The organism is Candidatus Aquicultor sp., assembly GCF_054640775.1.
In genome coordinates, this window is sequence record NZ_JBTSLF010000228.1 from 1 (window position 1) to 3,756 (window position 3,756).

Annotated in this window: 8 protein-coding genes; 3 read left to right on the forward strand and 5 right to left on the reverse strand. The window is 59.7% G+C overall.

Features of this window, described 5'->3' with window-relative positions:
* The 5 genes from ACYC56_RS13215 to ACYC56_RS13235 form a co-directional block, all read right to left on the reverse strand.
* The coding region (locus tag ACYC56_RS13215; RefSeq protein ID WP_461374641.1) for a hypothetical protein at window positions 1–379 on the reverse strand (379 nt) is incomplete at its 3' end.
* A complete protein-coding gene (locus tag ACYC56_RS13220; RefSeq protein WP_461374642.1) occupies window positions 376–1,101 on the reverse strand; it encodes a hypothetical protein in 726 nt (241 codons plus the stop codon). The genes ACYC56_RS13220 and ACYC56_RS13215, both read right to left, overlap by 4 nt.
* Entirely contained in the window at window positions 1,085–1,849 is a 765-nt protein-coding gene (locus tag ACYC56_RS13225) for a hypothetical protein (protein WP_461374643.1), read from the reverse strand. The genes ACYC56_RS13220 and ACYC56_RS13225 overlap by 17 nt, the downstream gene beginning before the upstream one ends.
* Complete coding sequence (locus ACYC56_RS13230; RefSeq protein ID WP_461374644.1) at window positions 1,846–2,058, reverse strand: hypothetical protein; 213 nt, start codon at window positions 2,056–2,058, stop codon at window positions 1,846–1,848. The genes ACYC56_RS13225 and ACYC56_RS13230 overlap by 4 nt, the downstream gene beginning before the upstream one ends.
* Window positions 2,037–2,393: a hypothetical protein gene (locus ACYC56_RS13235; protein ID WP_461374645.1), complete on the reverse strand. Its 357-nt coding sequence runs from the start codon at window positions 2,391–2,393 to the stop codon at window positions 2,037–2,039. Before ACYC56_RS13235 ends, ACYC56_RS13230 begins: the two co-directional genes overlap by 22 nt.
* 44 nt (window positions 2,394–2,437) lie before the next feature.
* On the opposite strand from ACYC56_RS13235, the gene ACYC56_RS13240 reads away from it, so the two are divergent.
* The 3 genes from ACYC56_RS13240 to ACYC56_RS13250 all read left to right on the forward strand — a co-directional run.
* Window positions 2,438–2,734 carry a hypothetical protein gene (locus ACYC56_RS13240; RefSeq protein ID WP_461374646.1) on the forward strand — a complete coding sequence of 99 codons (297 nt, stop codon included), beginning with the start codon at window positions 2,438–2,440 and terminating at the stop codon, window positions 2,732–2,734.
* Window positions 2,731–3,261 (forward strand): hypothetical protein, encoded by a 531-nt coding sequence (locus ACYC56_RS13245; protein WP_461374647.1) that lies wholly within the window; start codon window positions 2,731–2,733, stop codon window positions 3,259–3,261. Before ACYC56_RS13240 ends, ACYC56_RS13245 begins: the two co-directional genes overlap by 4 nt.
* A 53-nt stretch (window positions 3,262–3,314) precedes the next feature.
* Window positions 3,315–3,756: glycosyl hydrolase family 28-related protein (locus tag ACYC56_RS13250; protein WP_461374648.1), on the forward strand; the 442-nt coding region annotated here is incomplete at its 3' end.

The following is a 3,756-nucleotide window of genomic DNA, read 5'->3' on the forward strand; positions in this document are numbered from 1 at the left end:
TGGAGACCAGCGCGGCATCCACGTTCCAAAACCAGTCGTCGTAACCGTCATCGTTCGGGCGTTCCTCGCCCTCCCACGCTTGGTGCGACCAATAGTCGTCGTCCAAGTCAGCCACGACTCGCTGACCGTTGGCGTGGGCCCGGTCGGTCCACTCCTGGGTCCACTCGCGGATCGGGCGCAGAACGATCAAGTCAGGGGTGATGACCATTTCGTTGGGGGTGATGAAGGACAGTGGCCCGCTCTCATCCTCGGTGGCCATGCGGTCACACACAGCGGTCCCCCATCCGAACTCGCGATTGAGCAGTGCAGCCGGCCGCGTCGCTCGGTAGTATTCCCCGCCCATCAAAGGCTGACGGGCACACAGATAGGCGACGTTCACAGCGGATCGGAGCGGGTCAGGATGATCGGGCTACGGGGGTCGCGGTTCACAATGAGGAAGCCGTAGGGCAAGTCCCCGAGAGCGTCCATCGCCCCGCGAATCTCGGGAGCCGATCGACCCATCATCTCAGAGATCCGGTTCACCGCGTCCCGGTCTCGGGTGTAGCCAACGCCGAGCCATGTGGCTTGGTCGCTCGTCTCACGCGGTTGCCCACTCACGCGCTGCATGTCGGTCATCACCGAAACGCCGACGTCACGGGCGAGGAGCAGCAACTCTTCGATGTCGTCCCACAGAGCGCCGAACTTAGGGTGCATGAGAATCTTGGCGTCGGTGGCAAGAATGGTCCACCCACCTTCTAGCTGCACGTCAGCGAGGATCTGCTTGCACAGGGCGTAGCGCTTTAACTTCCCGTTCACCGACTTATCGGTTGAGCCGACGATGCGGCGAAAGGGCTTGCCATCGGCAATGTCCTGACGGTCCTGGGGCGTGGGGGGCCACTTGGTCAGTCGCTCCCACTTCAACTTCTTGAGCGTGACGTCGCCGCCCTTGGTGTCAAAGGCGAGGACGTACTTCCTCGTGCTGGCTATCCCCGCAGCGAGAGTGGACTTGCCTCCTCCGGTCGGAACGATGAAGGCCCAGTGTTCACCGGGCTTCCACTCCTCCGCCATCCTCTTCTTGAAGTCGGGCCACTGCAACGCCTCAATTTCAGATGTTCTCGCCATCGCCTTCCTTCGGCTGTGGTCCGTAGAGAAGGTCGGTCAGCATGAGGCCAATGGGGTCAGTGGTGTTGGCGTAGCGCGGGTCCACTTCGCCCAGGCGAGACAGTGCCTCTACCGCCTTCTTCTCCCGCGCCTTCTTCTTCATCAGGGTAGGGATGGAGGCAATGAGAACGTCAACCGTTGCCTCACGCAGATCATCCTCGAGCATGGGAAGAAGGTCAGGCTTGGCCGAGACCACCGCAAAGAGAATCGGGAACGAGAGAACGCCGCCGAGCCGGTCCCACTTGTCAGCGGCCTTGGCAAAGGGCTGGATAACCTTGTCAACGATCGTCCCCGCCACCACTTCATCAATTGCCTGTCCCGTGGCCGGCGCGGAGAACACGAGGGCCCGGCTCATGGCCGGGTTGACTGACCCCAACATACGAGCGGCGCGACCGATGTTGTCAGACAGTGAGTCCGCCGCAGAGATCCGCTTAGAGCTGACGACCGTGGCCTTCTTGACCGGAGCCTTCTTGGGCGTCGGCTTCTTCTCCGCTGACTTCTTGGCCGGGGCAACCTTGGCAGCCTTCCACTCCTCGGCGTGCTTGGCCTTCTCATGACGGCCTCGAGCGAACCACCGAGCCCCGCCTTCAAAGACCTCGGGGCAGTAATGGCAGGTTACGGACGGCGCGGAAGTAGTCGGTGCAGCCGACGGCGCACGCTCGCTCTCAGAAACGATCTCCTCGCCAAGATCTATGTCAACCACACTCATTCCGTCTCTTCTTCCTCTTTGGCAGGTTCGATCTCGTCTTTGGCGGGTTCTACCTGATTCTCTTCTTCGTCACAATCTTCACAGGGAGATCCCCACTTGGCGATGAGCTCGCGCTGGGCGTTCATGGACACTACAAAGCCGACGCCCAAAAGGACTGCGCCCACGGCCAACTTGATAAAGGGGTTCTTCACGACTTGCCCCAGATCCATCCCTCGACCTTGCGAACATGCTTGGTGCCCGGGGCCTCCTCGGTCGCCTTCTTCTCTTCCTTCTTCTCCTCGGGGGCCTTGGCCAAGAAGTCTTCGATGGCCTTTTGGACGATCCCGCGAGTGTGCTCTTCCTCGTCCCGGGCGGTCATCCGCTTGGGCGGTTCCTTCTCCTCTTCGACCTCAGTCTCTTCGGACTTGCCGGGGAGGATCTTCTCAAGGACTTCCTTCACGGCCTCGAAGAGTTCGCTCTTCTTAACGACTTCCTCGCCCTCGGGCTTGGTCTCGGGCTCTTCCACCTTGGTCTCAGGCGGCTCCTTACTTTTCGCAACGGCCATAAGTCCTGTCTCCTTTTCCGGCTGCTGGGTGGTATCGTACCACTGTGAACCTCTCTAATGGACAATCCGGGGTCAGCATTGACACCGAGGGTGACAACATCATCCGCAGCGCCGTTCTTGCGAACCTCGCGGTTGAGGCTCTGGTCACGCTGACCGCCCTCGCCCTAATGTTACGCTCCACAGGGATGGGATCGGCACTGGTGAAGAAGTTGAAGAGCGATTACGTGAAGTGGCGCAACCGGACCTTTGGCCCTCCGCCTCCCAGTGAAGAGGACATCAAGCGCTACGAGAAGTTGACGGTCATCGAAGCAACGAGAATTCTAAGGCAGGCGGAATCATGAGCATGGGTGCAGAAGTAGACGCCGAGGTTGACCTTGGCCCGTTGGTGTTGGAGTCCATCGTTGGCCTCAAGGCATCGTTCGATTCAGTAGCCAAGGAACTCAGGAAGGCCCGTGAAGCAGAGGACGCCTACCAGTACGGCGCGATTGAGGTTCCCCTACGTCAGAGCGCCACGAGTGCGGCGTCGGGGAGTCTTCTCATGGATATGGGTGGTCCGGCCTACGGCAGAGAATGGCAGGTCAAGCGGCTCACTATCGGCGGAGCACTGTGGACTAACACTGTCGCGGGAACTTCACTGGTTCTCGTCAGCCCGTCGAGTGGTCAACTCCTTCCTTCGACTACCGACATAGCTGACCAGGCGGCGGCTCTACCCAGTGTCGCGTACTACTCGGCTCGGCAGTTGGTTGTCCGTCATCCGAGTCACCTCTACGTCATCATCCTGACCCCAACGGCCACGACGCAGTACGCCGTTGGTGGCGAGGCCACTGACCTTCCCGACCGGCGCATACCTATCAGGACCATTGACTGATGTCAGGATTTCCCCGAGTTGATCCGTTAAATCTCCCCCTCTCCGGTGGCACGATGACCGGGCCCATCGTCGGCTTCGAGGACAAGGGTGGGCAGGTCTTTAACGTCAAGGCGTATGGGGCCAAGGGCGACGGGGTAACTGACGACGCGGCGGCGATCAATGCAGCGATAACAGCAGCCACGGCGGTCGGGGGGATCGTGTTCTTGCCACCGGGAACCTATTACATTACCTCCGCCATTCTTAATGTTAACGCGCCGTGCAATATCGTAGGGGCAAACCGCGAGTCGACAATCATCATGGTCAACAATGGTCTAGGTGGCATCGGTATTAACGGCACGGGTCACGGGTCGGGAACCGCTGACCACTGCACAGTAAGCGACCTTACCATTGACACTGCTACTCATGCGGTAAATGGGGCTTGCATCGCTATTCAGGCTAACTACACCACTTTAAGGAATCTCATCATTAAGGGCAGCGGTCTAATCTTTGCTATTT

Coding starts and splice junctions, on each gene's coding strand:
- ACYC56_RS13220 (WP_461374642.1), bottom strand. CDS start 1,101: ATGGCGAGAACATCTGAAATTGAGGCGTTGCAGTGGCCCGACTTCAAG.
- ACYC56_RS13225 (WP_461374643.1), bottom strand. CDS start 1,849: ATGAGTGTGGTTGACATAGATCTTGGCGAGGAGATCGTTTCTGAGAGC.
- ACYC56_RS13230 (WP_461374644.1), bottom strand. CDS start 2,058: ATGGATCTGGGGCAAGTCGTGAAGAACCCCTTTATCAAGTTGGCCGTG.
- ACYC56_RS13235 (WP_461374645.1), bottom strand. CDS start 2,393: ATGGCCGTTGCGAAAAGTAAGGAGCCGCCTGAGACCAAGGTGGAAGAG.
- ACYC56_RS13245 (WP_461374647.1), top strand. CDS start 2,731: ATGAGCATGGGTGCAGAAGTAGACGCCGAGGTTGACCTTGGCCCGTTG.